Consider the following 25,126-nt stretch of genomic DNA (forward strand, 5'->3'; position numbering starts at 1 on the left):
ATGTGCTCTCCCTCGCCAAGGTATCCCCAAGAGTCTAGCAGCGCTGCCCGCATTCGGTGAAAACGGGCGCAAAAACGGGCCATCCGCACGCCCGGAGGCGGCGGATGGCCCGTTTCAGCTCAGGTGGAGTCAGGCCTTGCCGTCGAACAGGCTGGTGACCGAACCGTCGTCGAACACTTCGCGGATGGCGCGCGCAATCAAAGGCGCGATCGACAACACCGTGAGCGACGGGAAGCGCTTCTCCGCCGGGATCGGCAGGGTGTTGGTGACAACGACTTCGCGGGCGCCCGAGTCAGCGAGGCGCTGCGCTGCGGGATCGGAGAAGACAGCGTGGGTGCAGGCGATGATGACGTCCTTGGCACCGGCGTTCTTCAGGACCTGAACCGCGCCGGAGATGGTTCCTCCGGTGTCGATCATGTCGTCGATCAGCACGCAGGTACGGCCTTCGACCTGGCCCACGACGGTCTTGGAGACTGCCTGGTTGGGCACCGTGAGGTCGCGGCTCTTGTGCACGAACGCGAGCGGGGCGCCGCCCAGGCGTTCGGCCCACTGCTCGGCAACGCGGACACGCCCGGTATCAGGGGAAACCACCGTGATGTTGTCGGCTTCAACCTTGGTGCGGATGTAGTCAGCCAGCAGCGGGATGGCCATCAGGTGGTCGACGGGACCGTCGAAGAAGCCCTGGATCTGCGAAGTGTGCAGGTCCACGGACATGATGCGGTCAGCACCGGCGGTCTTGTAGAGGTCGGCAACCAGACGGGCGGAGATGGGCTCGCGGCCACGGCCCTTCTTGTCCTGGCGGGAGTAGGGGTAGAACGGCGAAACAACTGTGATCCTCTTGGCGGAAGCGCGCTTGAGGGAATCGATCATGATCAACTGCTCCATGAGCCAGTTGTTCAGCGGTGCCGGGTGGGCCTGGATGACGAAGGCATCAGTGCCTCGCACGCTCTCGGCCGAACGGACGTAGATCTCACCGTTGGCGAAGTCGTAGGCGTCGATGGGCAGGAGCTCTGTCTCCAGCTCCTTCGCGATTTCCTGCGCCAGCTCCGGATGCGCCCTTCCGGCGGCGAGAATCAGTTTCTTCTCGCCGTGTGCGGTAATTTCGCTCATGCCTGATTGCCTTCTTCTGTGGTTGCCGGGGATTGTGGGGACGTGGAGGTGGAGGTCAGCTCTTGCGCTGCTTCGGCCAGCTTGGCGGAGCCGCTGCCCGGACGGTTGGCGATGACCCAACCTTCGGCGTTGCGCTGGGCTGCGAGGCTGACGGCAAGGGCTCCGGCGGGAACGTCCTTGCGGATTACCGCCCCGGCGCCGCTGTAGGCGCCGTCGCCTACGGTGACGGGAGCCACGAAGACCGTGTTCGACCCTGTGCGGACGCCCGAGCCGATCACCGTGCGGTGCTTCTTCTCGCCGTCGTAATTTGCGGTGATGTTGCCACAGCCGATGTTGGTGTCTTCGCCGATTTCGGCGTCACCGGCGTAACCCAGGTGGGAAAGCTTCGAGCCCCGGCCGATGGTCACATTCTTGGTCTCGTAGAACGCGCCGATCTTGCCCGTCTCCCCCAGGACCGTGCCAGGGCGGAGATAGGTGAACGGGCCTACGGTCGCCTTCGCACCGATCGTGGAACCGGATCCGTGGGTGCGGACCACCTTCGCGCCTTCGCCGACGTTTACGTCGGTGAGGGTCGTGTCAGGCCCGACGACGGCGTCACGCGCCACCGTTGTGGAACCGTGCAGTTGCGTATTGGGCAGGAGGCGGACGTCCTCATCGAGGGTCACCGTCGAATCGATCCAGGTGGTGGAGGGGTCCACCACGGTTACGCCGGCGCGCATCCAGGCCTCGATGATGCGGCGGTTGTGCTCGGCGCCCAGCGCCGAAAGCTGGATGCGGTCGTTGGCGCCCTCAACCTGCCAGCGGTCTTCTGTCACGACGGCGGCAACCCGGCCTCCGGCGTCGCGGGCCAATCCGAGCACATCGGTGAGGTACATCTCGCCCTGCGCGTTGTCCGTAGTAACGCTTTCGAGTGCCTTGCGCAGGACAGCGGCGTCGAAGGCGTAGATACCGGAATTGACTTCGCGGATGCTGCGCTCTGCCTCGCTTGCGTCCTTGTGTTCGCGGATTCCGGTCACGGTGCCGTCTTCGGCACGGAGAATACGGCCATAGCCGGTGGCATCGTCCAGGACCGCAGTCAGGACTGTGACGGCGTTGGCTTCGGACTCGTGGGTCGCGACCAGTTCTGCCAGCAGTTCGCCGGTCAGGAGGGGAACATCGCCGTACGTAACTACCACCGTGCCGGTCAGGATGGCTTCGGCGTCGAGAGCGTTCAACGCAACTTCAACCGCGCGTCCGGTGCCAGGGATCTCGTCCTGGTCAACGATCAGTGCTTCGGGGTCCAGCGCCGACACGTGCTCGGCCACGCGGTCACGCTCGTGACGGACAACCAGCGCGAGCTTTTGGGGGTTGATGGCGCGGGCTGCGAGCAGAGCGTGGCCAACCATTGAACGGCCGCCGATTTCGTGGAGGATCTTGGGAGTGCGCGATTTCATGCGCGTTCCGGCACCTGCGGCCAAGACGATCACCGCTGCGGGACCGTTGGTTTCGGGGCTCACGTACTGGCTCTCCTTGCTCTGTATGTCCCGGGTAACCCGGCTTCGGAATGCTGCCATCCGACAATGGACCCAGGCACCGTTAGAGCCGTCACAGGTACAGAGAAGGAGCGCGTTTTCCGACCGTTCCGCCCATAGGATTCGAACCTATACTCCACGGCTCCAAAGGCCGGGGTGCTGCCGTTACACCAGAGCGGACCGTGCGTGGCTCCGCCTTCGGACCGGGGGCCCGGAGGGTCTCCCGGATCACCGGGTTCCACACACAAGAAACTAGTTTGCCATGACCATTGCATGCTTCGCGACTTGGCCACCCGGCGAACGCTTCGCGACGCACCATCGCAGGGTGCCTTTACCGGCTCCCACGGCCACCTGGGGCATGATGGTCACGTGAGCAAGCGCACTGAACTTTCCCGGCCCGTAGGCTCTTCCGCCCCGTTGGACCACGCTCCCAACGGCGTTCCGCCGCGGGTCAGGATGACCGGGCAGCAGCGCAAGACACAGTTGATCGGCATAGGCAGGGCGTTGTTTTCCGCCCGCGGCCTGGATGGCACCACAATCGAGGAAATCGCCGCATCGGCGGGTGTTTCCAAGCCGGTGATCTACGAACACTTTGGGTCCAAGGAGGGCCTGTACCGGCAGGTGGTGGAGACCGAATTCCGGATTCTACTGGACTCCATCACCGAGGCCCTCAGCACCGAGGCCAAGCCGCGTGTTCTCGTGGAGCGCGCAGCCTTGGCCCTCCTGGGCTACATCGAGGACCGCACTGACGGCTTCCGGATCCTCATGCGTGACGCCCCGCCTTCGCAGCCCGAAGGCGCCTTCTCAACCCTGCTTTCCCATGTCACCGCCCGGGTGGAGCACCTGCTCTCGGACGAGTTTGCGCGCCGCGGGTTCAGCGCTGCCGACGGCGCCATGTACGCCCAGATGCTGGTGGGTATGGTCGCCATGACCGGGCAATGGTGGCTGGACAGCCGCCAGCCCGACAAGCGCGTTGTGGCGGCCCACTTGGTGAACCTTGCCTGGAACGGCCTGACCGGGCTGCAGAAGGAACCGGAGCTGCGTTCGGAGGGCTGACCCTCCATCACACCCCACCCCCTTCAACCCCACGCTCTCTCACACCCCACCCCCTACAACCGGTGTGATCCAGCGTATGAGTAGGATGTGCGCATGACAGCACCCCAGCTCTACCTCACCTTTCCTGGCACGGCGCGCGAGGCCCTCAGCTATTACGCAGACATCTTTGGAGGGGAACTATCGTTGCACTCCTACGCGGATTTCGGCCGTGACGATGGGCCTTCGGATGCCATCGCGCATGGTGTTCTCAACGGCGTCGTGTCGTTGATGGGTTCCGATGCCGCCAGCGGCGAAAAGACGGTTCGCATGGAGGGCGCGATGCTCTCCCTCCTCGGCGCCACGGAACCTCCGCTTCTGCACGAATGGTTCGACAAGCTCGCCGACGGCGGCCGGATCGTGGACCCGTTGATGCCCAAGCCGTGGGGCGCCTCAGATGGACAGGTCATCGACCGATACGGCCTGCATTGGCTGATCGGCTACGAACCCACGGCGTAAGCTCCGGGAACGTGAACCAGCGTCCACACCAAACCCCGGGAACGTGAACGAGCGTCCACACCAAACCCCGGGAACGTGAACCAGCGTTGGGTCTACTCGCCCAGGACCTCTGCGGCGTTGGGTCTACTCGCCCAGGACCTCTGCGGCTTCGAGCCACTCCAGTTCGAGTCCCTCTTTTTCATCGAGCAACTCACGAAGCTTGACGTTGAGCTCACCCAGGGCGTCGAAATCACCGGACTCGGACTTCGCTGCCATCTGCGCGTGGAGCTTCTCCTCCTGCTGCGCCAGCTTCCCGAGTTGCCGGTCGATCCTGTTGAGGTCCTTCCGGGCTTCGCGTTTCTCGGCTTCGCTGGCCCCGGATTGCGCGGCGGAGCCGCTGCTTGAGGACCCGCTGGCTGCCGTCGGAGCCGTGGAGCCGCCAAGGACTTGTCCGGAGGCAAGTGCTGCCTCGCGAAGCTCAAGATATTGATCCACGCCGCCGGGCAGCCCGCGGAGCTTCCCGTCGCCCAACAAAGCCATCTGGTTGTCGGTAACGCGCTCCAGGAGGTACCGGTCGTGGCTGACCACAACCAGGGTCCCGGGCCAGCCGTCCAGGACATCCTCGACGGCGGCGAGGGTGTCGGTGTCGAGGTCGTTGGTGGGTTCGTCGAGCATGAGGACATTCGGCTCCCCCACCAGCAGGCGAAGCAGCTGGAGCCGACGTCGTTCGCCACCGGAGAGGTCCGGGACCGGCGTCCACTGCTTTTCCTTGGTGAATCCGAGTTGCTCCACCAGCTGGCCGGCCGTGAATTCCTTTCCGCCAACACTGAAGGACCGCTTTTCGCGCTCGATCACTTCGATGACCCGCAGGTCCGAAACTTCATCGAGCTCCTTCACGTCCTGCGTCAGGACGGCAGTAACCACCGTCTTGCCGCGCTTGACCTTGCCCGACGTCGGCTGGATCTCCCCGTTGAGCAGCTTCAGCAGGGTCGACTTGCCTGCACCGTTGACGCCAACCAGTCCGAGGCGCTCCCCCGGCGCCAGGCGAAGGGTGATGTTGTCAAAGAGTTTCTGCCCGGACTCGCCACCCTGGAAATCCAGGGTCACGTTTTCGAGGTCCAGCACGTCCTTGCCCAAACGTGCCGTCGCCATCTTGCTCAGGGCCACCGAATCCCGCGGCTCGGGTACGTCGGCAATGAGGTCGTTGGCAGCTTCGATACGGAATTTCGGCTTTGCCGTTCGGGCGGGCGCGCCGCGCCGCAGCCAGGCAAGTTCCTTCTTGACGAGCTGCTGGCGCTTGTTTTCGACGACGGCGGCCATGCGGTCACGCTCGGCACGGGCCAGGACGTAGGCGGCGTAACCGCCGTCGAACATGTCCACCATGGCGTCGTGGACTTCCCAGGTGTAGTTGCAGACTTCATCAAGGAACCAGCGGTCGTGGGTGACCACCAGGAACGCGCCTTGGTTGGCCCGCCAGCGCGACTTGAGGTGACGGGCCAGCCAGGCGACACCTTCGACGTCGAGGTGGTTGGTGGGTTCGTCCAGCATGATGACGTCGTGGTCTTCGATGAGGAGTTTTGCCAGGGCGACGCGCCGCTTCTGGCCACCGGAAAGGGCGTGGACGTTGGCGTGCCAGTCGACATCGCCCACCAGACCGCCCATGACCTCGCGGATCTTGGGGTTGGCCGCCCATTCGTGGTCAGCGCGGTCGCCCACAATGGCAGCGCCCACTGTCAGGTCGCCGTCGAGTACGTCTGCCTGGTCGAGGTAGCCCACGGTGACGTCACCGCGCTTGGTGACCCGGCCTGAATCCGGGGTTGAGCGCATGGCAAGCAACCGCATGAGGGTGGATTTTCCGTCGCCGTTGCGGCCCACCATGCCGATCCGGTCGCCATCCTCCAAACCGAGGGTGACGCCGTCGAGGACAGTGCGGGTCGCGAACGAAACGGTGAGGTTTTCGCCGCCGAGCAGGTGGGCCAATGGGTACTACTTTCTACTGCTGGAATGCGGAGTTACAGGGGTACTAGAGGAGCGTATCGGAGATGATCCGCGCCCCGGGAACGGGACCGTGGACCGCGACGGCGGTGTGGCCGCGATGGGTCAGCTCCTCGGCGAGGACGCTGGCTGAGACGGAGTCCCGCGCGAGCAGCGCGATCGTGGGCCCTGAGCCTGAGACCATGCCGGCCAGGGCACCGCGTGCTTCACCCAATCCGATGGTGTCCCTAAGTTGTGGGGCCAGGGTGATCGACGCCCGTTGAAGGTCATTGATGAGTACGCGGCTGAGGGTCTCCGGATCTCCGTTGCGCAGGGCCTGGAGGATCGTCGGATCCACATCCACCGGCTCGGGAATATCCACGCCTTCGGAGTCCCGGAGCCCGTCCAGGGTGCGGAATACGTCCGGGGTGGACAGACCGTAGTCAGCGAACACCAGTACCCAGTCCATCTGCGCCTTCGCCAAGGCCGGCGAGAGTTTGTCGCCCACGCCAAGTCCGACGGCGGTGCCGCCCAGGAGCGAGAACGGCACGTCCGCTCCCAGCTCGGCCGCCAGGTGCGCGAGTTCCTCGCGCGAGAGCCCGCTGTCCCACAACGCGTCGCAAGCCAGCAGTGTTGCCGCAGCATCGGCCGAACCGCCACCCATGCCGCCGGCTACGGGAACCCTTTTGGTGATTTCAAGGTGCACACCCGTGGACTTTTCGGAGACCTCGGCCATGATCGCCGCAGCTTTGTACGCGAGGTTCCGTTCGTCCAGCGGGATGTCTACACCGTCCAGGTCCAGCGTGCTGTCCGGACTGATGCTGACTGTGATTCCCGGCGTTTCCGTGCTGGTGGCAGCTACTTCCTCGTACAAGGAAACTGCCAGATAGACGCTTGCCACGGAGTGGTACCCATCGGCCCTGAGCGGTCCAACACTCAGCGAGACGTTGATCTTTCCGGGCGCTTTGACACGGACTGTCCGGGCGTGGAACCGTTCCCCAGCGAAAGGGAGGATGCCGGGCTTTCGGGTTCCCGGATTCATGCGCCCACGGGGTGGCGGGCTTCGGCGATCCTGACATAGGAGTTGATGTCCAGGACCTCGCCGCGGGCAGTGGGGTCCACTCCGGCAGCCACGAGGCACCGTTCGGCCTCGGCGGCACTTCCGGCCCAACCAGCCAGGGCCGCGCGAAGGGTCTTCCGGCGCTGGGCGAAGGCGGCGTCAATGACGGCAAAGACCTGCTCGCGCGTTGCATGCGTGGCCGGAGGTTCGTGCCGGGTGAAGGCGACGAGTCCGGAATGGATTTTCGGTGCCGGCCAAAATACGTTCATCCCGATCACACCGGCCTTGCGCATGTGCCCGTACCAAGCCGCCTTGACCGATGGAACGCCGTAGATCTTGGACCCGGGAGTGGCAGCGAGCCGGTCTGCGACCTCGTCCTGGACCATGACAAGCCCGTGCTGGAGGCTGGGGAAATGCTGCAGGAGATGCAGGACCACGGGCACGGCCACGTTGTACGGAAGGTTTGCCACCAACGCCGTGGGCGCAACCGGAAGTTCCGTCACTTTCATGGCGTCGGAAAGGACCAGGTGGAAGTTGTCCTGGGCTTCGGGCCGCCAGGAGCGCACCGTCTCCGGCAGCTTTTCCGCCAGGACGGGGTCGATCTCCACCGCCACAACAGTCTTTGCGGCATCAAGGAGGCCCAGGGTCAGGGAGCCCAGTCCGGGCCCTACCTCAAGGACCGTCTCGCCGGCGTCAATGCCTGCCGCCGAGACGATCCTCCGGATGGTGTTGCCATCGATCACAAAGTTCTGCCCCAATGTTTTCGTGGGGCGTACACCGATTTCTTCGGCGAGCCGTCGGATGTCTGTGGCGCCCAGCAAAGGCGCGACGGCGGCGGGTTCGGAATTCGGTTCAGTCACCTAGGTATCGTATCGCCTGTCCGGGGTCACGCTGCGTGGGCGCAGCCCCAGTCGCTGAGTCCGTTCTTGGCGTAGAGGCGGTTGGCGATTTCGATCTGCTGGGCCTTGGTGGCGAGGTTGGCCGTGGGAGCGTAGGCGCCACCGCCGTTGGCAAGCCAGGTGGGGCCGGAGAACTGGAGACCACCGTAGTAGCCGTTGCCGGTGTTGATGGCCCAGTTTCCACCAGACTCGCACTGGGCGATCCTGTCCCACATTGCTTCGTTCGGGGCGCCGGTGGGTCCGCTTGATACGGGAGCTGCAGCAGCTGCGGGAGTGGCAGCGGGACGGGCCTTGGTGCCGACGCTGATCTTTTCGGCGACAGGCGGGGTGGCTACGTTGCTGGAGACGAGGGTGCGCGATGCTTCGCGGCCATCGACGAGGACCAGCTTGAACGTCTTGACCAGCGAACCTGCGACGCCTTCCTGGGTGACCTTTTCTTCGCCCTTGAAGAGATCGGCGCTTTCAGTCTTGACGCTGTCGAAGGGCACTTCTTCAGTGGCCTCTGCCGTCTTGCTGGTGTCTACGCGGGAAACCTTGATCACCATGTCCTGGATGACCGGGGCGTTACCCGGCTGGGAGAGGCGGTCGTTGGCGCCAACAGTGATGCCGGCGTCCTTCAGGACGCTGGCGACGTCGGCCGCCGTCGTGGTGGTGCTGGTGCTCTTGCCGTCAGCTACCACGCTGATGGTCTTGGGCGTTGAGATCGAGACGAAGGACCCCGATACTTCGAGGGCAGCTTCCTTCGGCTGGGAGACCTGCGAGGAACTTGCCACGCCCAGTTCACTGACCAGTCCGGCGACGTCGGAGGCAGTGGTGTTGACCGTCTTGCGGGCACCGTCCAACTCGATGGACACGGCCTTGGCGAGGTTGATATTCACCACGGAGCCGTTGTCCACCCGTGCGTCCAGTGCCGGCGACACGCGGTCTGCGTCCTTCAACTCGACCTTGGCTGCCCTGACTACTTCATCAACAGTGCCGCCGAAGGTCTGGATGGAGCTCACTTTTCCGTCAACGTTGAGGGTGACGGTCTTGTTGTTGCCGACGAAGGCAACAACACCAACCACCAGCGCTGTGACCACCAGCAACTGGGCACCGACTTTGAGGAAGCTGAACTTGCCATCCGTAGTGAAGAACTTGATCACGATTGCCCATAACTCTCAGACCATCCGGGCACGGGGAAAAGCACAGAAATAATGCCAGCCGCAAAACCGAGGGGCCAGGCAAAACTGCCTGGTCCCACTCTTGCTGCCGGCATCTGCGCCGCCAAAAACATTCAACTGATAGGCCCGGATATAACGGGCCTAGTTGTCCGAAGGCCTTCCCCGACCCCGGCTACTTGTTTAACACAGTAACCGATCTGTTATAAACGGGCCAAGACTTCTGCATACCCGGTATCCACAAGAGGGTCCCCTCCGCAGGACAAAAAGTCCCGATTACGCCCAGGAACCGTAGGCTTCCAGCGTGTTTTCGGCCAAGCGCGAACAAAGCTCCGCCAAGTCATTTTCTGTCACTTCTGCCATGGAACGAACGGTGTACGGGACCATGTAGCTCGCGTTGGGGCGTCCTCGATGTGGATGCGGCGTGAGGAACGGCGAGTCCGTTTCAACCAGGATCCGGCTCGGTTCGGCGATGGACAAAGCTGAGCGCAGGTTTCCGGCATTCTTGAACGTCATGGTTCCCGCGAACGACATGTACCAGCCGTTGTCGTTGCAGATCCGGGCCAGTTCCTCATCACCGGAGAAGCAGTGGAACACCACACGTTCCGGGGCTCCTTCTTCCCGGAGTACCTGGACCACGTCGTCGTGGGCATCGCGGTCGTGGATCTGCAAGGTCAGCCCCAGCCGCTTGGCGATGTCGATGTGTCGCCGGAATGAGTAGCGCTGATGGGTCAGCCCTTCCCCGTGGGTGCGGAAAAAGTCCAGTCCGGTCTCGCCAATGGCCCGGACCCGCGGGTGGGATGCGAGGTCCTCGATCTCCGCGAGCGCCGACTCCAACTCACCACGCCCGGCATACAAGGGCGCATCGTTGGGGTGGATTGCCACAGCACCCAGCAGCCGGGGGTCCGCCTCGACGGCCTGGACGGTGAAACGCGAGGACTCCAGGTCGCAACCAACCTGGACGGCTCCTTGCACGCCCACGGCCTCGGCCGAGTCCATCGCGTCCCGGACCGACACCTCAAGCAGACCCTGCCTGAAGTCCAAGTGCGTGTGGTTGTCCATCACCGGCACCGGCAACGGTTCCGGGGCGGGCGGGTACTCGCGGCGGGGATCCGGCTTTTCTTCGGCGTCCTGTGACGGACGGTACGGGACGGGAGCAAGGGAATTGCACATGCTCCCACCTTAATCGGACTGCGGTCCCCCTGTTGCGCCGGATAAATTCCAGTTGGCACATAAATTCCGGAAGCACTATGTCAGGGACGGCCAAAGTCTGGGTAGTCTGGAACGGACAAGCGGCCAGCACCGGCGGTGCCGCGGCCAAGGCTGAAGGGCAATCCATGGAGTCCAAGCGACAAGTCACCGTTGAATCCTCGCCCCTCCAGGACGGGGCTTACAGTTCGCTGCCCCAGGACAGCCGGGAAGGCGCAGGACTGAACGGGCACCGGCCGCAGGTCATGGATCAGGACAGGTTCCACGATGCCAGCGAGCGCGTCCTGGGTTCAATCAACAAAGTCATTGACGGAAAAGCTGATGCTGCCAAGCTGGCGCTGACGGTCCTGTTGGCGCAGGGCCATTTGCTGCTGGAGGACGTGCCCGGGGTCGGGAAGACCCTGCTGGCAAAGACGTTGGCCCGCACCGTGGACTGTACGGTGTCCCGTATCCAGTTCACCCCCGATCTTCTGCCTTCGGATGTCACCGGCGTATCGATCTACAACCAGTCATCCCGGCAGTTTGAATTCCGTCCGGGAGCCGTGTTCGCGAACATCGTGATCGGCGATGAGATCAACCGTGCATCGGCCAAAACCCAATCCGCCCTGCTGGAATGCATGGAAGAGCATCAGGTCACAGTGGATGGCCATTCTTATCAGCTGGGCTCGCCGTTCATGGTGGTGGCCACCCAGAATCCGATCGAGATGGAGGGCACTTATCCCTTGCCCGAGGCACAGCGTGACCGCTTCATGGCAAGGATCTCGATGGGCTATCCGGATAAGGATGCGGAAATCGAGATGCTCGAAACCCATCAGGCAGCTTCTCCCCTGGTCAAGGTGACACCGGTGGTCACTGCCGGTGATGTCGCCGCCATGATTGCTACGGTCCAACAGGTCCACGTGTCCACCGCCATCAAGGAATACACGGTGGCCATCGGAAGGGCCACCCGCGACAGCGCCCGCCTTCGTCTCGGCGCCAGTCCCCGGTCGCTGCTGCAACTGTTGCGTGCGGCAAAGGCAACAGCCGCCCTGGATGGCCGGGATTTCGTTCTTCCGGATGACGTGGTTGATGTTGCGGAGTCCGTGCTCGCCCACCGGATCATCCTGGACCGGAAGGCGGCCAGTTCCGGGGACACTCCCCAAACCGTCCTGCGCGGAATCCTGGCATCCCTTCCGGTCGCCCAGGAACCGCCCGGCGCGTGGCGCAGGGACCGCCACGCCGTTTAGGAGGCACCCCGATGGCACTCATGGACCGGCTTCCCAAGCACCTGTTCACTACCCGGGGCTGGGGCCTTTTGGCCGCGGGCGCAATTTCCCTGGGCTCTGCCTATGTCATGGGCCGGCGTGATTTGCTCTCCCTGGCGGTCCTGCTGCTCCTGCTCCCCTTGGTTGCCCTTGCCGGTGTCCGGGTGCTCAAACCCAAATTCCAGGTGTACCGGGAGTTCAATCCCTCCACTGTTGAAACGTCCAGCACCACCACTGTCCGACTTGCGGTTGCGCGGACGAACTATTCCACCGGGCACGTCATCATGGAGGAGCAGTTACCGCCCCGTTTTGGCGAGCCTCCCGCCTTCCGTTTCCCGGCCCGCTCGGCTTCGGGCGGCACCAGCCGCTACGAATACCATCTCCGCTCGGGTAAACGGGGACAGTTCCGGATCGGTCCGGTGACCGCCGAGTTCAGCGATCCGTTCGGCCTTTCCTTGAGGCGCCATGCCATAGACGACGGCGACCTCCTCACCGTGACGCCGGCCGCCGTCGAACTTCCGGTCACCGGATTGGCCGGGGCGCGGGGGAACGATGGCGTGACGGCGACGCGCATCCGCGCCAACCCGAGCGACGACGACATCATGACCCGTGAATACCGACATGGGGATCCCATGCGCCGCGTGCACTGGGCGGCCACGGCACGCCATGGTCAGCTCATGGTCCGGCAGGAGGAATCCGTGACCACTCCAGAGGCCACCATCATCCTGGATCAACGTTTTTCGGCCTTCGCCACCGGTGCCGGATCTGTCTTTGGCGCTCATGAGGAAGACTCGGACCTGGTAACGAGCCCTGATTTTGAATGGATGGTTACCGCCGCGATGTCTGTGTCTGCGCATCTGTCGGAGCGGAACTATTCCTTGCGGGTCCTGGATGCGTTCGGTGCTCCCGCGTTCCTTCGTTCCCGCTCGGCACCGGATCCGGACATCGAGGAGTTCTCCGGCGCAGGTGGCCTGCAGGCCATCGCTGAGGGTCTGGCGGCCATCGAGCTCAGCGGCCCCAGGCACGCACGGGCGGAGCATCACCGGGCTGACCACGCCGGGTCCGATCACCGCAGGACCGGTCACCACGAAGCCCGGACGGACCAGGCGTTCACCGAGGCTTCGGACTCAGTCTTCGATGACCGACTCATGGACAAGCTGGCAGCGCACCGCTTGCGCGGACCACTCCTGGCCTTGCTGGGCGCCCTGTCGCCCGCAGAGGCCAGGGCGCTGGCTCCCGCAGCAGCGTACGGAGCCAACGCCTTCGCGTTGGTCATCGGCGACCCGTCGCGAAGCAACGAGGATGCCCTGGAGATCCTGCGGCGCGCCGGCTGGCGGGTAGCGCCCGTGACAGCCAAGTCCCAGTTGGGCTCTGCCTGGTCAGCCTTTGACGAAGGCGGAATCGTTGCTGCTGCGGGTGCTGCCATGGATGTCCGGCGTGGAGCGGCGGTACCGCGATGACAACCACATCCCACCGCGGCAGCCCGTCGCCCAGTCCTGCCGGCGGAACCACGGGCCGGGACCGAGCTGTCGCACCACGACGGCCGCGCCGCGCCGGCCCCGGTGCCTACCCCTGGATCATGGCCGGTTCCATCGCCGTGGCCGTCCTGGGCGCCGCTTTATCGCTCAATGGCGTCCTCAGGGGCTGGGCCTGGTTCATGCCGTTGATCACCACTGTCGTGGTGGTCTCTGTGACGCTTGCAGCCCTTCGGGCCCTCCGCGCCCAGCCGTTGCTGGCCACACTCGGTTCCTTTGTGTCATTGGCTGCCATTCTCAGCTTCACATTCTGCCGTCAGGAGAGTCTGGCCGGTTTTATCCCTACTCCGGCAACCTTCACCGCCGTCGGGCGCCATATCAAGCGGGCCGCGGAGACCGTAGTCTCCGAGAGTGCGCCGGTCGCGCCAAACGCCGGGATCGTTTTTGTCATGTGCGCCTGCCTTGGGCTGCTGGTCATCCTCATTGACGCATTGGCGGTTCCGCTTTCGATGCCGGCCGCGAGCGGCATCGGGATCCTGGCCATCATGGTGGTCCCGGCAACCATCAAACCCCAAAGCGTGGGGATTGCCGGGTTCCTCGGCGCAGCGGTGGGCTATCTGCTGATTCTCGGATGCAGCCACTGGTTCGCCCCTGATGCCCGCCTGCAGTCGGGAACAGGCCGGGGTCCCGGACAATTCAGGCGTTCGTTGGTCACCGGTGGGCTGGCGCTGGCCCTGACGATGGTGGTGCCCCTTGCCATCCCCGGATTTGAAACGGGCACGTTCCCCCAAGGTTCGCGGCTCAGTCCCTGGGGTACCGCCAACGGGCTGAATCCAATGATCACCTTGGGAAACAGTCTCCGGAGCCCCACAGGATCCGGCCGGATCACCTACGCAACAAGCGCCACGACGCCTCTCTATCTGAGGTCCGTCACGATCGACAACTTCGACGGCGAAACCTGGGCGCCCAATGATCGTGTGGCCGAGCGCCGCGCAGGGGCGGACAGGATTGAGACGGGTTACGCGGTCCAGGGCCAGGTGGTCAACGCCGTGACGTCGGTCAACGCCGGCCTGTTCACCAGTCCCTACCTCCCCGCCCCCTTCGCCCCGGCCTCGGTCAACGGCCTCAACGGACGGTGGACCTGGGATCCGAACACGCTGAGCATCATGAGCACCGAGACCACAACGCGTGCCCAACGCTACGTTGTCTTCTCAGCCGCGCCGAAAGTCACAGCGGCAGCCCTGTCGCAAGCCACGGCGCCACCCCGATCCATCTCCGACGACTTCCTGAAGATCCCCGCCAACCTGCCCGACATCGTGCGGCAAACCGCGGATTCGGTCACGGCCCCGGCAGGAAACAACAATTACTCCAAAGCGCTGGCCATCCAGAAGTACCTGCGGTCGGGCGCGTTCACCTATTCCTTGCAGGCCCCCGTGCAAAACGGCTACGACGGAAACGGCCTCTCTGTCCTGGCCGATTTCCTGGCGGTCAAGAGCGGCTATTGCGTCCACTTCTCCTCAGCCATGGCGGTCATGGCACGGGCAGAAGGCATTCCAAGCCGCATCGCAGTTGGCTACGCGCCCGGCCGCCTCACCGGTGAATCGGTTGCTTTGGTGGGACAGGGCTCGTTCCCCGAGTACGAGGTCGACGCCCGGGACGCCCACGCCTGGCCGGAGCTCTACTTCGAAGGCCTCGGCTGGGTCCCGTTTGAACCAACCCCTTCCCGTGGCGTGGTCCCCGAGTACGCCACGGAAAGCTCCGTCCCCGGCAACCTGAGCACCAACACCGACGAGAAGGAACCCCTGACCACTCCCGCCCCGGTTGCTATGGCCCCGGTACCCGTCCCCGATGTTGGGGCACCGGCAGCGGGATCGCGCAACGTCAGCCCCCTTCCGGTGATCGGCGCAGTGGCGGCCGGGGTAGTGCTCCTGCTCGGTTTCGTGTGCTCGCCCAGACTCAGCAGGGCCCTTCTCAGACGGCGGAGGCTGAACATCAAACCCCGGGACGACACCGGCGGGCTGCCGCCAGGGTACAAGGACCCCGGACCGGACTTGGCCTGGGCCGAGCTGCAGGACCTTGCCACCGACTACGGCATATCCTCGACGTCCAGCGAAACGCCCCGGCACTTCTCCAGCAGGTTGCGTTCCAGCCCCGCATTGGGTGAGGCGGGAGGGCTCGACGACGCCGCGCACACCGCAGTCGCGTCCCTCACCGCGGACTTCGAACGGCTGCGTTACGGCCGCCTTGCCGTGACGGCCCCCGCAGCGTCGCCCCGCATCGCCGTCGTGCGTGAGTCGTTACGGAACAATGCCCGCTGGTTGGTTCGTTTCCGCGCCGACTGGCTGCCGCCGTCGATGATGCGCCGCTGGCGCCGGGCCCTGGGTGCGCCGTTCCGGGCGTTGGGCAGCCTGGGCAAAGCCGTGGGGTGGGCAGCCATCCGCGGATGGCGGTCGGTGCGCGGGGTTCTCCCCCAGCGTCGCTGAGGCCGTGGCACCGCGATGCCCATCAGCGCCAACGCCAAAAGGGCCCGGCCTGGAACTTGTGGTTCCGGGCCGGGCCCTTTGGTGTCAACCGTTCTTGTTGCGAGAGCGGCGGACGGGATCCTGCGCAGCCTAGTCGGCGTACGGGTCCGCGATACCTACGTACTGGGTGTAGAGGTACTCTTCGATGCCCTCGGAGCCGCCTTCGCGGCCGAGGCCGGACTGCTTGACGCCACCGAACGGAGCGGCGGCGTTGGAGATGACGCCGGCGTTCAGGCCCAGCATGCCGGTCTCCAGCTTCTCGCTGATGCGCAGGCCCCGGTTCAGGTCCTTGGTGAAGACGTAGGCCACCAGGCCGTACTCGGTGTTGTTGGCCAGACGGACGGCGTCATCTTCGGAAGAGAAGGTGATGATCGGGGCTACCGGTCCAAAGATCTCTTCCTTGAGGATGCGGGCGTCCTCGGCAACGTTCTTCAGCACGGTGGGCTTGTAGAAGTAACCGGGACCGTCGACGGCGGCACCACCGGTGACTGCCTCGGCGCCACCTTCGACGGCCTCGCTGACCAGGGCGTGGACGCCGTCGCGTGCCTTGCCGTCGATCAGGGGGCCGACCTTGGATTCGGGCTCGGTGCCGCGGGCGGTGGTGAGCGAACCGATCTTGGCGGCGAACTTCTCAGCGAAGGCGTCGGCGATGGACTCGTGCACAATGAAGCGGTTGGCCGCCGTGCAGGCCTCGCCCATGTTGCGCATCTTGGCTGCGAGGGCGCCCTCAACAGCCTTGTCCAGGTCAGCGTCTTCGAAAACAACGAACGGTGCGTTGCCGCCCAGTTCCATTGATGTACGCAGGACCTTGTCCGCAGCTTCACGGATGAGGGCCTGGCCCACCGGGGTGGAGCCGGTGAAGGAGATCTTGCGGAGGCGGTCGTCCTTGATCAACGGGCCCGTAACAGCGCCGGCCGTCGAGGTCTGGATGACGTTCAGGACACCGGCGGGAAGGCCGGCTTCCTGCATGACCTGTGCGAAGAGCAGGCTGGTCAGCGGGGTGAGGTTGGCAGGCTTGAGGACCATGGTGCAACCGGCGGCGACAGCCGGAGCCACCTTGCGGGTGGCCATTGCCAACGGGAAGTTCCACGGGGTGATCAGCAGGCAAGGGCCAACAGGCTTCTTCTGAACGAGCAGGCGGTTCTTACCGTCCGGGGCTGCGGAGTAGCGGCCGGATACGCGGACAGCTTCTTCGGAGAACCAGCGCAGGAACTCAGCACCGTAGGTCACTTCACCGCGGGCTTCGGCCAGCGGCTTGCCCATTTCAAGGGTCATGAGAAGCGCGAAGTCCTCGGCACGTTCGGTGACAAGCTCGAAGGCGCGGCGCAGGATTTCACCGCGTTCGCGCGGGGCTGTACGGGCCCAGTCGGCCTGTGCAGCAGCGGCGGCGTCGAGGGCGGCGGCACCGTCCTCCGCACCGGCGTCGGAGATGCTGAGCAGGACCTTGCCCGTGGCGGGGTCCTCAACATCAAAGGTCTTACCCGAACCAGCCGGGCGCCACTGACCGTTGATCAGCAGGCCGGTGGGAACGGAAGCCAGCAGTTCGCTTTCGCGTTCAACCGTGACAGTCATGGCGACTCCTTCGTCTTGGGTGCTTTGGAGATATGCACCACGGGGGTTCGTTGCCGGAAGTGGCTTGAATTACTGCCACGGTACTGCCCCGCCGGAAGGAGTGTCTACGCCTTCACGCACTGCCATGCGGACGCTATTTTGTGCAGCTGCACAGCTTTGTCAGCGGGCTGCGAGCACCGCTGAGTAAAGCTCCCGCTTGCTCACCCGCGCGTCCTCGGCCACGGCTGCCACGGCCTCTTTCAGGCGGATGCCCTGCGCCACCAGTTCATTCACGGCCGCAACGTGGTCCTCGGGTTTTCCGGGCTCCTGTTCAGGCGCACCGGCCACCACCACGGCGATTTCACCACGCACCTCGTTGTTTTCTGCCCACTCCAGAAGCTCACGCAGCGTGCCGCGGATGACTTCCTCATAGGTCTTGGTGAGCTCGCGGCATACGGCCACGCGGCGATCCGGCCCGAAGCGCTCGTGCAATGCGCGCAGCATGACTTCAAGCCTGTGCGGTGCCTCGAAGAAAACCATGGTGCGGCGTTCATCGGCCAGATGGGCCAGACGGGAATTGCGGTCTCCGGACTTCCGCGGGAGGAAGCCTTCAAAGCAGAATCGGTCGGTCGGCAGGCCTGAGAGGGCAAGCGCGGTCAGGACGGCGGACGGCCCGGGGACCGCGGTGACGGTCAATCCGGCTTCCACGGCCCCCTCCACCAGACGGAAACCCGGGTCCGAGACGGCAGGCATGCCGGCGTCGCTGACCATGAGAATGGTCTTTCCGGCGCGCACGTGGTCCAGCAGCTCAGCGGTCTTGGTGGCTTCATTGTGTTCGTGATAGCTGATGACCCGACCGGAAACCTCCACCCCAAGGGCCTGGACCAGGCGGTGCAGGCGGCGGGTATCTTCCGCCGCGATAATGTCCGAGGTTCCCAGCAGCTCGATCAGCCTGGTGGATGCGTCGCCGACGTTGCCTATGGGCGTCGCGGCCAGCACGATCCGGCCAACTCCCGGGGTTGTTCCGCTTGGAACCGCGGGCTCCCCCAGCTCAAGGGATTCGTCGTCCAACGGGGTTTCAACGGGGGTGCTTCGCTCTTCGTCCACTTGCCAAGCCTACTGCCCACGCCGGGCGGAACGGCAGTTCAGCTTTGCGCCAAGAATCGGCAGGTAGCATGGGCGGGTGAACCAGTCACCCGTTTCCGACACCGCCTCCGGGAGTCCCGCCACGCCGGGCCCACCGGAGAAGGTGGGCCAACGCCCTGCCGGGAAAATTTCCCCGGATCCGGTAAGGAAACTGATTGCCTGGCAGCCTCCACGAACATCACGGGACGGGAGGACGAAGCCAGGGGCTGCCCGGGGCCTTGAAGGGCACCGCTGGATTGAGAGGCCTTCAGAGGCTTTCAGCATGGAGGCATTGAGGCAGCGCCTCATCGGCGGCATCCAGAGCTGGCGTGATTACCCGGCATCGCTGCGCTTGTGGTTCTGGTTGATTCCGACCATCACCGCAGTCCTTGGTGGCGTTCTCAGGTTTTTCAGGCTTGAGGTTCCGCACAGCCTGGTTTTCGACGAAACGTATTACGTCAAGGACGCCTACTCGTATATGGTGAGCGGCTATGAGCGAAGCTGGCCTGCCAATGCCAACGATTCGTTCAACGCAGGCAATCCCAACATCCTGCTGAACACCCCCGAGTACGTGGTCCATCCACCGGTCGGCAAGTGGATGATCGCCTTCGGGATGTGGCTGTTCGGCGCCGACAACCCCTTCGGCTGGCGCTTCGCCGCTGCGCTCACCGGCACGCTCACGGTTTTCCTGGTTTCCCTCATAGCCCTGAAGCTTTTCCGATCCCATATCCTCGGGGCCGTTGCCGGGTTGCTGCTCGCCATCGACGGACACCATCTTGTCCTCTCACGCACCTCGCTGCTTGATATTTTTCTTGCATTCTGGCTTTTCGCCGCTTTTGGCGCCCTTCTGTTGGACCGCGACGACGGCCGGCGTCGTCTGGCTTCCCGGCTCGCCGCGCAAGCGGCTGCTTGGCCCGGCGGCCGCCCGCTGGGGAGCCAACTCGTGGCCGGTCCCTGGTTGGGAATGCGGTGGTGGCGCCTTGTGGCCGGTATCTGCCTCGGGCTCGCCGTGGGCACCAAATGGTCGGCGTTGTTCTTCGTCGCGGCTTTTGGCATCATGACCGTTCTGTGGGATCTGAACGCCCGCCGGATCGCAGGCATCAAGAACTGGTTCAGTGCCGGTGTCATCAAGGACGGCATCCCGGCGTTCTTCACTCTTATTCCTGTCGCTGTGGTCACCTACACCGCAACGTGGACAGGCTGGTTCCTTTCGAAGGACGCTTACTACCGTCAATGGGCCGTCACCAACCCGGCGCCCGGATGGGACTGGTTGCCCGATTCGGTGCGCTCCCTGGCCCACTATCACCTGGAGGCGTACAAGTTCCACCAGGGGCTCAGCGCGGAGCATCCCTACCAATCCAGTCCATGGACCTGGCTGCTCATGGGTCGCCCCACATCGTTCTATTACCAGTCACCCAAGCAGGGAACCGCGGGCTGCCTCGTGGAGACCTGTTCCTCGGCGATCCTCCCCGTGGGAAATCCCGTGCTCTGGTGGGGCGGAACCATCGCCCTGGTCGTTCTGCTGTTCTGGTGGGCGGGACGCCGCGATTGGCGGGCGGGAGCAATCCTCGCCGGGGTCGCCGCCGGATATCTGCCGTGGTTCATGTACCCCGAACGCACCATGTTCATCTTCTATGCGGTCTCGTTCGAACCGTTCCTGGTGCTTGCCCTGACGTACGTTCTGGGCTTGGTGCTCGGACGCAGCACGGATCCGCCGTGGCGCAGACGCTCCGGACTGTACGTGGTGGCCGGTGTCGTGGTTTTGGCTGTCCTGGCCACGGCGTTCTTCTATCCCGTGCTGACAGCGGAGGTCATCGGCTACCAGGAATGGCGTATGAGAATGTGGATGCCGTCGTGGATCTAGGAGGCAAGCAGTGAGGGAAGCAAGCACGGAGCTCCTAGTCGAGGCCGACGAGGACAGCAATGTGACGGATCTCCTTCTGGAGCGGTGCGCCAAGGATCCGTTCGGCATCCTGTACGCGCACAACACGGCCAACGGTTGGCTCAACGTTTCAGCTGCGCGGTTCCTTGCAGACGTCACTGCGTTGGCCAAAGGCCTCATAGCCGGCGGACTCAACCCCGGTGACCCCGTGGCGGTTTTGTCGCATTCCAGTTTCGAGTGGACCTTGGTGGACTTCGCGATCTGGATGGCTGGCGGCGTCACCGTACCGATCTACGAGACCTCGTCCGCAAGCCAGATCGAATGGATCCTCGCCGACTCCGGAGCCCGTCGGGTATTCGTGGAGGATGCCGCGAAGGCCCAAGTGGTCCATTCCGTCGTGGACAAATCCGGGCTCCTGGGCGACGACCCGATCGCCATCATCCGGATGGAACACGACGGCGACGCCCCCAACCTCACCAGCGTGTCCGCCGTCGGGATCGGTGTCATGGATGCAGAACTGGAGCGTCAGCGCAGCGCAGCAAAGCTGGCCGATGTCGCCTCCATCGTCTACACCTCCGGAACGACGGGCAAGCCAAAGGGTTGCGAAATCACGCACGGAAATTTTGTGCTGGTGGCCCGCAACGTTATTCCTTTCCTGCCAGAGCTTTTGATGCAGCCGGGAGCCAGGACGTTGATGTTCCTGCCGCTGGCCCACGTCCTGGCCCGGGCAGTCCAGGTGGTTTGCCTCACTGCCGGCATCACTCTGGGCCACAGCGCCGGAGCCAGCGGGCTGATGGCAGATCTCGGATCCTTCAAGCCAACGTTCCTGCTGGCCGTCCCGAGGATCTTCGAAAAGGTTTACGCCGGCGCCAGCCATAAGGCCGCCATGTCGGGAAAATCCGCCCTCTTCGCGGCGGCGTCCGCAACCGCTGTTGAATATTCGACGGCGCTTGACCTCGCCTCGCGAGGTCAGGGTTCGGGTCCTGGTTGGTTGCTGAGAACCAAGCACGGCGCATTCAACAGGCTTCTCTATCCCAAGGTGAGGGAAATTTTCGGTGGCAACGTGGGCTACACGGTTTCTGGCGCCAGTCCCCTGAGCCTGCGGGAAAATCACTTCTTCCATGGCGCCGGTGTCCCCATTTTGGAGGGCTATGGCCTCACTGAAACCACTGCGCCCTGCACCGTCAACACGCCCAGCATGTCGCGTATCGGCACCGTGGGTATCCCCCTGCCGGGAACCACCATCAGGGTGGCCGAGGACGGTGAGGTTCTGGTCAAAGGCATCGGCGTGTTCAAGGGTTACCACGGCAATGACGAAGCCACTGAGGCCGCCTTCGCGGATGGCTTTTTCCGTACCGGAGATCTGGGTGAGCTCGACTCTGACGGCTTCCTGACCATCACCGGCCGCAAGAAGGATCTCCTCGTAACGGCCGGCGGCAAGAACGTGGCTCCCGCTCCGCTGGAAGAGAAGCTGCGCGAACACCCGTTGGTGGGTCAGGCTGTGGTCGTTGGAGATGGGCGGCCTTTCGTGGCGGCCTTGATCATCTTGGACCCCGAAGGCCTGGCGGATTGGTGCACTGAGAACAAATACGGTGCACTGAGCCTTGAAGAAGCAACCCACGACGAGCGCGTGAAAGCCGCCGTGCAGTCTGCCGTAAACGAGGCCAACAAGCTCGTCTCAGACGCCGAGTCCATCAGGAAGTTCGCTTTCATCACGGCGGAGCTCAGCGTCGAGTCCGGGCACCTGACGCCCTCCCTGAAACTCAAGCGGGTGGCCGTGGTTGCAGACTTTTCCTCGACTGTGGAGAAGCTCTACGCGAAGTAGGAGCGCATGTCAGATCGATCGGTAATGCCGGCCCCGCTGCTTTACTACTCCCGCGTGCGGGCAACACTGTTGCCCCGTTACATCGGGCTGGCGATCATGGCCTTCGGCGTGCTCTTCATAGCTCTCGCATTGGCTCAGCGCCGGATCGACTTCCTGTTGGTCCCCTTGGTGATGCTGCCGACCGGGGCATTTGTCGGCTTCATGACGGTCACGGTGAGAGTCGATCAACAAAATGTGGTCATGGACTTTTGCGGCATTTTCAAACGCAAACTGCCCCGGGACCAAATCGCCATGGTCACCACCGACAACGCCGCCGGCATCAACGGCTACGGGCTTCGGTACATGGGACCCGGCATGGTCGGATACCTGGTCGGCGGCCCCGAGATCAGCATCGAGATGAACAACGGCAAGACCGTCATTGCCAGCACCGATCGTCCCGAACTACTCATCAGCATTCTTAGGGCCCGGACTGCCCGTGAAACTGGCTGAGGCTCATCGACGGCCCTGAATCTGGCTAAGGATGGAGGGATCCTTGATCTTGTGGTCATTGGTGAGCATGAAGGCTTTGGACAGAATCGTAGCCAGCCGCCCCGCCTTTTCCTCGAAGGGAAGGAAGATGCGTTCTGCTCGTGAAGCGGGCGCTTGAACAATGCAAAGGTAGGAGTCGTCCGGTTCCATCAGGATGTTTCCTGACCCAAGGTGGATCTTGTAGCTACGAAGCGCACCTCGGACAAGGAGATGGCGATCAGTCAACTTACAATTCTCTGCGAGGATTGTGCGGGGAAGGATGCTGGCAAGATATTCGCGTCGCGTCTGGGCGGATTCCGTAAGGGGCGCTGTATGCGAAGCGCTCCAGTAATTCTGGACAGAGCTGTTGGGGTGGTCCGCCCATTCCAGGTCCGGCCCGATTGCGGCCACTGCGGTAACCAAATCAACATCACGCATTGCTTCGCTGAAAACTGCCCGTGGCACCTCACCGAGGTCTACTGGCTCCCAGGTATCCCGGGCTACGTTCCGTTCGAACCACACCCTGTTGGTTGTGCACAGAGATGCCAGGTCGTCCTGGACTTCAAGGAGTTCGATGCTGAAACCCGCCCTGAGCCGCTCGTCAAGGAAGTCTACGTAGAGTTGGCTGTCTTGGCCGCCGTCCCAAGAGCCCAACTGCGTGCCGTGCCAACCACGGTCTTTCAGTAGCGCCTGCGCCCTCGGATAGTCAAGGATATGAGCCGCGAATCGGTTGGAATACAGCCTGGTCTGCCGCTCGGCGTCCGTGAGCAGATACAGCTCGCGGTACACCTGCCTGAAGGGTTGCCTGAGCTGGTGCTCCATCTGGTGCAGGCGCCAAGCCCGCACTTCCTCCGCACCGCGCTCCCAGGGCTTCCACAACACGACGACGGCGTCGCTGGTGATTTCACGTACTTCACCGTCGATTCCCGCCAGTTCCCAGCCCGCGTCCCCCTCAATGCGTCTAGGGTAACCGGAAAATCCACCTTCGTTGGATGCCAGGGTCCACAGCAGCTGCCGCGCGATGGTTCCGACCACGGCGTGTTCCAGGTACCGGGTCCGGAAGTCGACCCCGGCCCATGCCCTGTCTGAAGCCATAAGGCCCTCCATCCGGCGGCGCTGGCTGCCGAGGGCCCTTTTTGCTTCGCTCACTGCTAGTTTTACTTCAGCAAGCACCGGCGTGTTCTTGAACTCAGACGGCATTGCCATGCGTCTGTCGTCCGCATCTACCCAAACCAGCTCCACAGCCGCGGCACCGGTTGCGTTCGTCAAGGCGACCCTTGCCGTGTAGCTGCCCGCGGCAAATTCCTTGACGCCCTGGGCATCGAACCCGAGATCCGGAACAGCCGTTTCCAGGAGTTCCGAGGGGGCGAGGCCGCGTTCAGAGGAGAGCTGGTCGATGACGCTGACAAGGCGCTTATGCAGGTTCTTGTTTTTAACAACATCGCGGATCCTTGCCAGGGCACCAACCACTTCTGTGGTGGCGTCCGGGTGGCTCCTGGCGATCTCCAACAGCGCCTCAACACCCGCGTTGGCTCCTGTGGTTGAGCGGCAGACTCCGTTCTTGCCATTGTGACCGGCTCCGAGGTAGGCGCTGGCATCACGGATGAGGCTGATCTGTCCCGGGGCATCCGGTTGGAAAGCCAGCAGCCACAAGGAAGCACGAACCACTGATCCCGAGTACGGGGTGAGACAGGAGAACTCACCAAAGTCCGCTGTCGGGGTTCGCTCCGCGGTAATGCCAAGCAGTCGCTGAGCAGCCAATAGTGCCTCAGGCTGCTCGGCCACGTACTCCGCTGCCGCCCGCTTCCATTTGGCAGTGGGCTTGGGACCTGTCAGTTCGCTCATGAAAAGAAGCAGACGGGCGGACTGGTACTCGGGCAGTACGGCTTGTAGTGTCTCGCCGACCCGGGGCCCGAAGTCGTCATTATCGGTTACGTATTGCAGCGGTATGCGGCCGGTCCCGGTGTCGTCATCGAGCAGCAGTTCATTGAACTTCCGCACTTCGGGGTGCAGGCCCGGACCATCCCGGAAATCCATGAGAAGGATGGCTTCCACTCGGCGCGTCGCAGCGGGAATGCTCCTCCGTTCAGAGGAATCAAGTGCCATGACCGGCTCGTGAAATGCCTGCCGCCACGACGGAAAGATGTATTGCGAGTAGGGCACGTGGGAGAGCATCCAGTCGAGTTCTTCGAAATCCCACTCCAACGGAGCCAGCTCCGACAACGCGTAAAGCCCCTGCTCTACCAGAGGCGGCATTCGAACCCGTCCACCCGGATTGTTGGGCTGCTCATGGCGCCACTCGACGATTCCATACTTATGCTCATGTATGTATTTGAAGGTCAGGGCGAACGCTCCCTTCCGCCCCTCGGGGTCGAGTTCCTCGAGATAACGGGCAAACTGCTCACGGTAACCATTAAGGGCTTCCCCGCCAGCAGCCCATTCGGAATGCGCAGGTTCGAAAAATTCCAACAGCCGGTCCCTTTGGTCATCGGCAAGCCGGGCCAGCTTCTGCGGGAACGCCCTGGGTGCTGCTGTTTCAGTCATT

18 protein-coding genes and 1 tRNA gene are annotated in these 25,126 nt (G+C 63.7%); 8 read left to right on the plus strand and 11 right to left on the minus strand.

The features are described from left to right. Window positions 1-129: 129 nt before the first annotated feature. The 3 genes from ACFUOZ_RS13440 to ACFUOZ_RS13450 form a co-directional block, all read right to left on the minus strand. Window positions 130-1,110 carry a ribose-phosphate diphosphokinase gene (locus tag ACFUOZ_RS13440; RefSeq protein ID WP_011774071.1) on the minus strand — a complete coding sequence of 327 codons (981 nt, stop codon included), beginning with the start codon at window positions 1,108-1,110 and terminating at the stop codon, window positions 130-132. After that, entirely contained in the window at window positions 1,107-2,606 is a 1,500-nt protein-coding gene (gene glmU, locus ACFUOZ_RS13445) for a bifunctional UDP-N-acetylglucosamine diphosphorylase/glucosamine-1-phosphate N-acetyltransferase GlmU (RefSeq protein WP_377548886.1), read from the minus strand. The genes ACFUOZ_RS13440 and glmU overlap by 4 nt, the downstream gene beginning before the upstream one ends. Window positions 2,607-2,729: 123 nt before the next feature. Continuing rightward, window positions 2,730-2,801, minus strand: a tRNA-Gln gene (locus tag ACFUOZ_RS13450). A 276-nt stretch (window positions 2,802-3,077) separates the two neighbouring features. Here ACFUOZ_RS13450 and ACFUOZ_RS13455 point away from each other — a divergent pair. Beyond that, window positions 3,078-3,677, plus strand: a complete 600-nt coding sequence (locus tag ACFUOZ_RS13455; protein ID WP_377549035.1) for a TetR/AcrR family transcriptional regulator — start codon at window positions 3,078-3,080, stop codon at window positions 3,675-3,677. Window positions 3,678-3,770: 93 nt separating this feature from the next. After that, the gene (locus ACFUOZ_RS13460; RefSeq protein WP_377548889.1) at window positions 3,771-4,172 is read left to right on the plus strand and encodes a VOC family protein; all 402 of its coding nucleotides are present in this window, start codon (window positions 3,771-3,773) and stop codon (window positions 4,170-4,172) included. A 123-nt stretch (window positions 4,173-4,295) separates the two neighbouring features. Here the strand turns inward: ACFUOZ_RS13460 and ACFUOZ_RS13465 are convergent, their stop codons facing one another. The 5 genes from ACFUOZ_RS13465 to ACFUOZ_RS13485 form a co-directional block, all read right to left on the minus strand. Further along, window positions 4,296-6,131, minus strand: coding sequence for an ABC-F family ATP-binding cassette domain-containing protein (locus tag ACFUOZ_RS13465; protein WP_377548891.1), 1,836 nt, complete (start codon window positions 6,129-6,131; stop codon window positions 4,296-4,298). 43 nt (window positions 6,132-6,174) lie between these two features. Continuing rightward, a complete protein-coding gene (locus tag ACFUOZ_RS13470; RefSeq protein ID WP_377548893.1) occupies window positions 6,175-7,167 on the minus strand; it encodes a 4-(cytidine 5'-diphospho)-2-C-methyl-D-erythritol kinase in 993 nt (330 codons plus the stop codon). Continuing rightward, window positions 7,164-8,045, minus strand: a complete 882-nt coding sequence (gene rsmA, locus ACFUOZ_RS13475; protein WP_377548895.1) for a 16S rRNA (adenine(1518)-N(6)/adenine(1519)-N(6))-dimethyltransferase RsmA — start codon at window positions 8,043-8,045, stop codon at window positions 7,164-7,166. The genes ACFUOZ_RS13470 and rsmA overlap by 4 nt, the downstream gene beginning before the upstream one ends. Window positions 8,046-8,071: 26 nt before the next feature. Next, window positions 8,072-9,226 (minus strand): transglycosylase family protein, encoded by a 1,155-nt coding sequence (locus ACFUOZ_RS13480; protein ID WP_377548897.1) that lies wholly within the window; start codon window positions 9,224-9,226, stop codon window positions 8,072-8,074. A 291-nt stretch (window positions 9,227-9,517) separates the two neighbouring features. Next, entirely contained in the window at window positions 9,518-10,414 is an 897-nt protein-coding gene (locus tag ACFUOZ_RS13485; RefSeq protein ID WP_377548899.1) for a TatD family hydrolase, read from the minus strand. Window positions 10,415-10,578: 164 nt separating this feature from the next. Between ACFUOZ_RS13485 and ACFUOZ_RS13490 the strand changes: the two genes are divergently transcribed. The 3 genes from ACFUOZ_RS13490 to ACFUOZ_RS13500 are packed head-to-tail and all read left to right on the plus strand — an operon-like array spanning window position 10,579 to window position 15,652. Continuing rightward, on the plus strand, window positions 10,579-11,676 hold the full coding sequence (locus tag ACFUOZ_RS13490; protein ID WP_377549038.1) for an AAA family ATPase: 1,098 nt from the start codon (window positions 10,579-10,581) through the stop codon (window positions 11,674-11,676). Between the two features lie 11 nt (window positions 11,677-11,687). Continuing rightward, window positions 11,688-13,154, plus strand: a complete 1,467-nt coding sequence (locus tag ACFUOZ_RS13495) for a DUF58 domain-containing protein (protein ID WP_377548902.1) — start codon at window positions 11,688-11,690, stop codon at window positions 13,152-13,154. Further along, window positions 13,151-15,652 (plus strand): DUF3488 and DUF4129 domain-containing transglutaminase family protein, encoded by a 2,502-nt coding sequence (locus ACFUOZ_RS13500; RefSeq protein WP_377548905.1) that lies wholly within the window; start codon window positions 13,151-13,153, stop codon window positions 15,650-15,652. Before ACFUOZ_RS13495 ends, ACFUOZ_RS13500 begins: the two co-directional genes overlap by 4 nt. Window positions 15,653-15,781: 129 nt before the next feature. On the opposite strand, the gene ACFUOZ_RS13505 is transcribed toward ACFUOZ_RS13500, so the two are convergent. Further along, the gene (locus ACFUOZ_RS13505) at window positions 15,782-17,263 is read right to left on the minus strand and encodes an NAD-dependent succinate-semialdehyde dehydrogenase (RefSeq protein ID WP_377548907.1); all 1,482 of its coding nucleotides are present in this window, start codon (window positions 17,261-17,263) and stop codon (window positions 15,782-15,784) included. A 159-nt stretch (window positions 17,264-17,422) separates the two neighbouring features. Then, a complete protein-coding gene (gene rsmI / locus ACFUOZ_RS13510; protein ID WP_377549041.1) occupies window positions 17,423-18,292 on the minus strand; it encodes a 16S rRNA (cytidine(1402)-2'-O)-methyltransferase in 870 nt (289 codons plus the stop codon). A 358-nt stretch (window positions 18,293-18,650) separates the two neighbouring features. Between rsmI and ACFUOZ_RS13515 the strand changes: the two genes are divergently transcribed. From ACFUOZ_RS13515 to ACFUOZ_RS13525, 3 genes are read left to right on the plus strand one after another with little or no spacing between them, the layout of a single operon-like run. Further along, the gene (locus tag ACFUOZ_RS13515) at window positions 18,651-20,231 is read left to right on the plus strand and encodes a dolichyl-phosphate-mannose--protein mannosyltransferase (protein ID WP_377548910.1); all 1,581 of its coding nucleotides are present in this window, start codon (window positions 18,651-18,653) and stop codon (window positions 20,229-20,231) included. 10 nt (window positions 20,232-20,241) lie between these two features. Further along, window positions 20,242-22,074: an AMP-dependent synthetase/ligase gene (locus ACFUOZ_RS13520; RefSeq protein ID WP_377548912.1), complete on the plus strand. Its 1,833-nt coding sequence runs from the start codon at window positions 20,242-20,244 to the stop codon at window positions 22,072-22,074. A 6-nt stretch (window positions 22,075-22,080) separates the two neighbouring features. After that, window positions 22,081-22,563 carry a hypothetical protein gene (locus tag ACFUOZ_RS13525; protein ID WP_377548914.1) on the plus strand — a complete coding sequence of 161 codons (483 nt, stop codon included), beginning with the start codon at window positions 22,081-22,083 and terminating at the stop codon, window positions 22,561-22,563. Window positions 22,564-22,566: 3 nt separating this feature from the next. On the opposite strand, the gene ACFUOZ_RS13530 is transcribed toward ACFUOZ_RS13525, so the two are convergent. Further along, window positions 22,567-25,125 carry a DUF4132 domain-containing protein gene (locus ACFUOZ_RS13530; RefSeq protein WP_377548917.1) on the minus strand — a complete coding sequence of 853 codons (2,559 nt, stop codon included), beginning with the start codon at window positions 25,123-25,125 and terminating at the stop codon, window positions 22,567-22,569. Window position 25,126: the final 1 nt, after the last annotated feature.

It is taken from the genome of Paenarthrobacter sp. NPDC057355, from assembly GCF_042667405.1.
In the GTDB taxonomy this organism is placed as follows: domain Bacteria; phylum Actinomycetota; class Actinomycetes; order Actinomycetales; family Micrococcaceae; genus Arthrobacter.

What these genes read in the sequence shown, in the direction of transcription:
- ACFUOZ_RS13485 (WP_377548899.1), bottom strand. Translation starts at nt 10,414, where the DNA reads ATGTGCAATTCCCTTGCTCCCGTCCCGTACCGTCCGTCACAGGACGCC.
- ACFUOZ_RS13500 (WP_377548905.1), top strand. Translation starts at nt 13,151, where the DNA reads ATGACAACCACATCCCACCGCGGCAGCCCGTCGCCCAGTCCTGCCGGC.
- ACFUOZ_RS13525 (WP_377548914.1), top strand. Translation starts at nt 22,081, where the DNA reads ATGTCAGATCGATCGGTAATGCCGGCCCCGCTGCTTTACTACTCCCGC.
- ACFUOZ_RS13530 (WP_377548917.1), bottom strand. Translation starts at nt 25,125, where the DNA reads ATGACTGAAACAGCAGCACCCAGGGCGTTCCCGCAGAAGCTGGCCCGG.
- ACFUOZ_RS13455 (WP_377549035.1), top strand. Translation starts at nt 3,078, where the DNA reads ATGACCGGGCAGCAGCGCAAGACACAGTTGATCGGCATAGGCAGGGCG.
- ACFUOZ_RS13505 (WP_377548907.1), bottom strand. Translation starts at nt 17,263, where the DNA reads ATGACTGTCACGGTTGAACGCGAAAGCGAACTGCTGGCTTCCGTTCCC.
- ACFUOZ_RS13515 (WP_377548910.1), top strand. Translation starts at nt 18,651, where the DNA reads ATGGAGGCATTGAGGCAGCGCCTCATCGGCGGCATCCAGAGCTGGCGT.
- ACFUOZ_RS13440 (WP_011774071.1), bottom strand. Translation starts at nt 1,110, where the DNA reads ATGAGCGAAATTACCGCACACGGCGAGAAGAAACTGATTCTCGCCGCC.
- ACFUOZ_RS13470 (WP_377548893.1), bottom strand. Translation starts at nt 7,167, where the DNA reads ATGAATCCGGGAACCCGAAAGCCCGGCATCCTCCCTTTCGCTGGGGAA.
- ACFUOZ_RS13460 (WP_377548889.1), top strand. Translation starts at nt 3,771, where the DNA reads ATGACAGCACCCCAGCTCTACCTCACCTTTCCTGGCACGGCGCGCGAG.
- ACFUOZ_RS13495 (WP_377548902.1), top strand. Translation starts at nt 11,688, where the DNA reads ATGGCACTCATGGACCGGCTTCCCAAGCACCTGTTCACTACCCGGGGC.
- ACFUOZ_RS13490 (WP_377549038.1), top strand. Translation starts at nt 10,579, where the DNA reads ATGGAGTCCAAGCGACAAGTCACCGTTGAATCCTCGCCCCTCCAGGAC.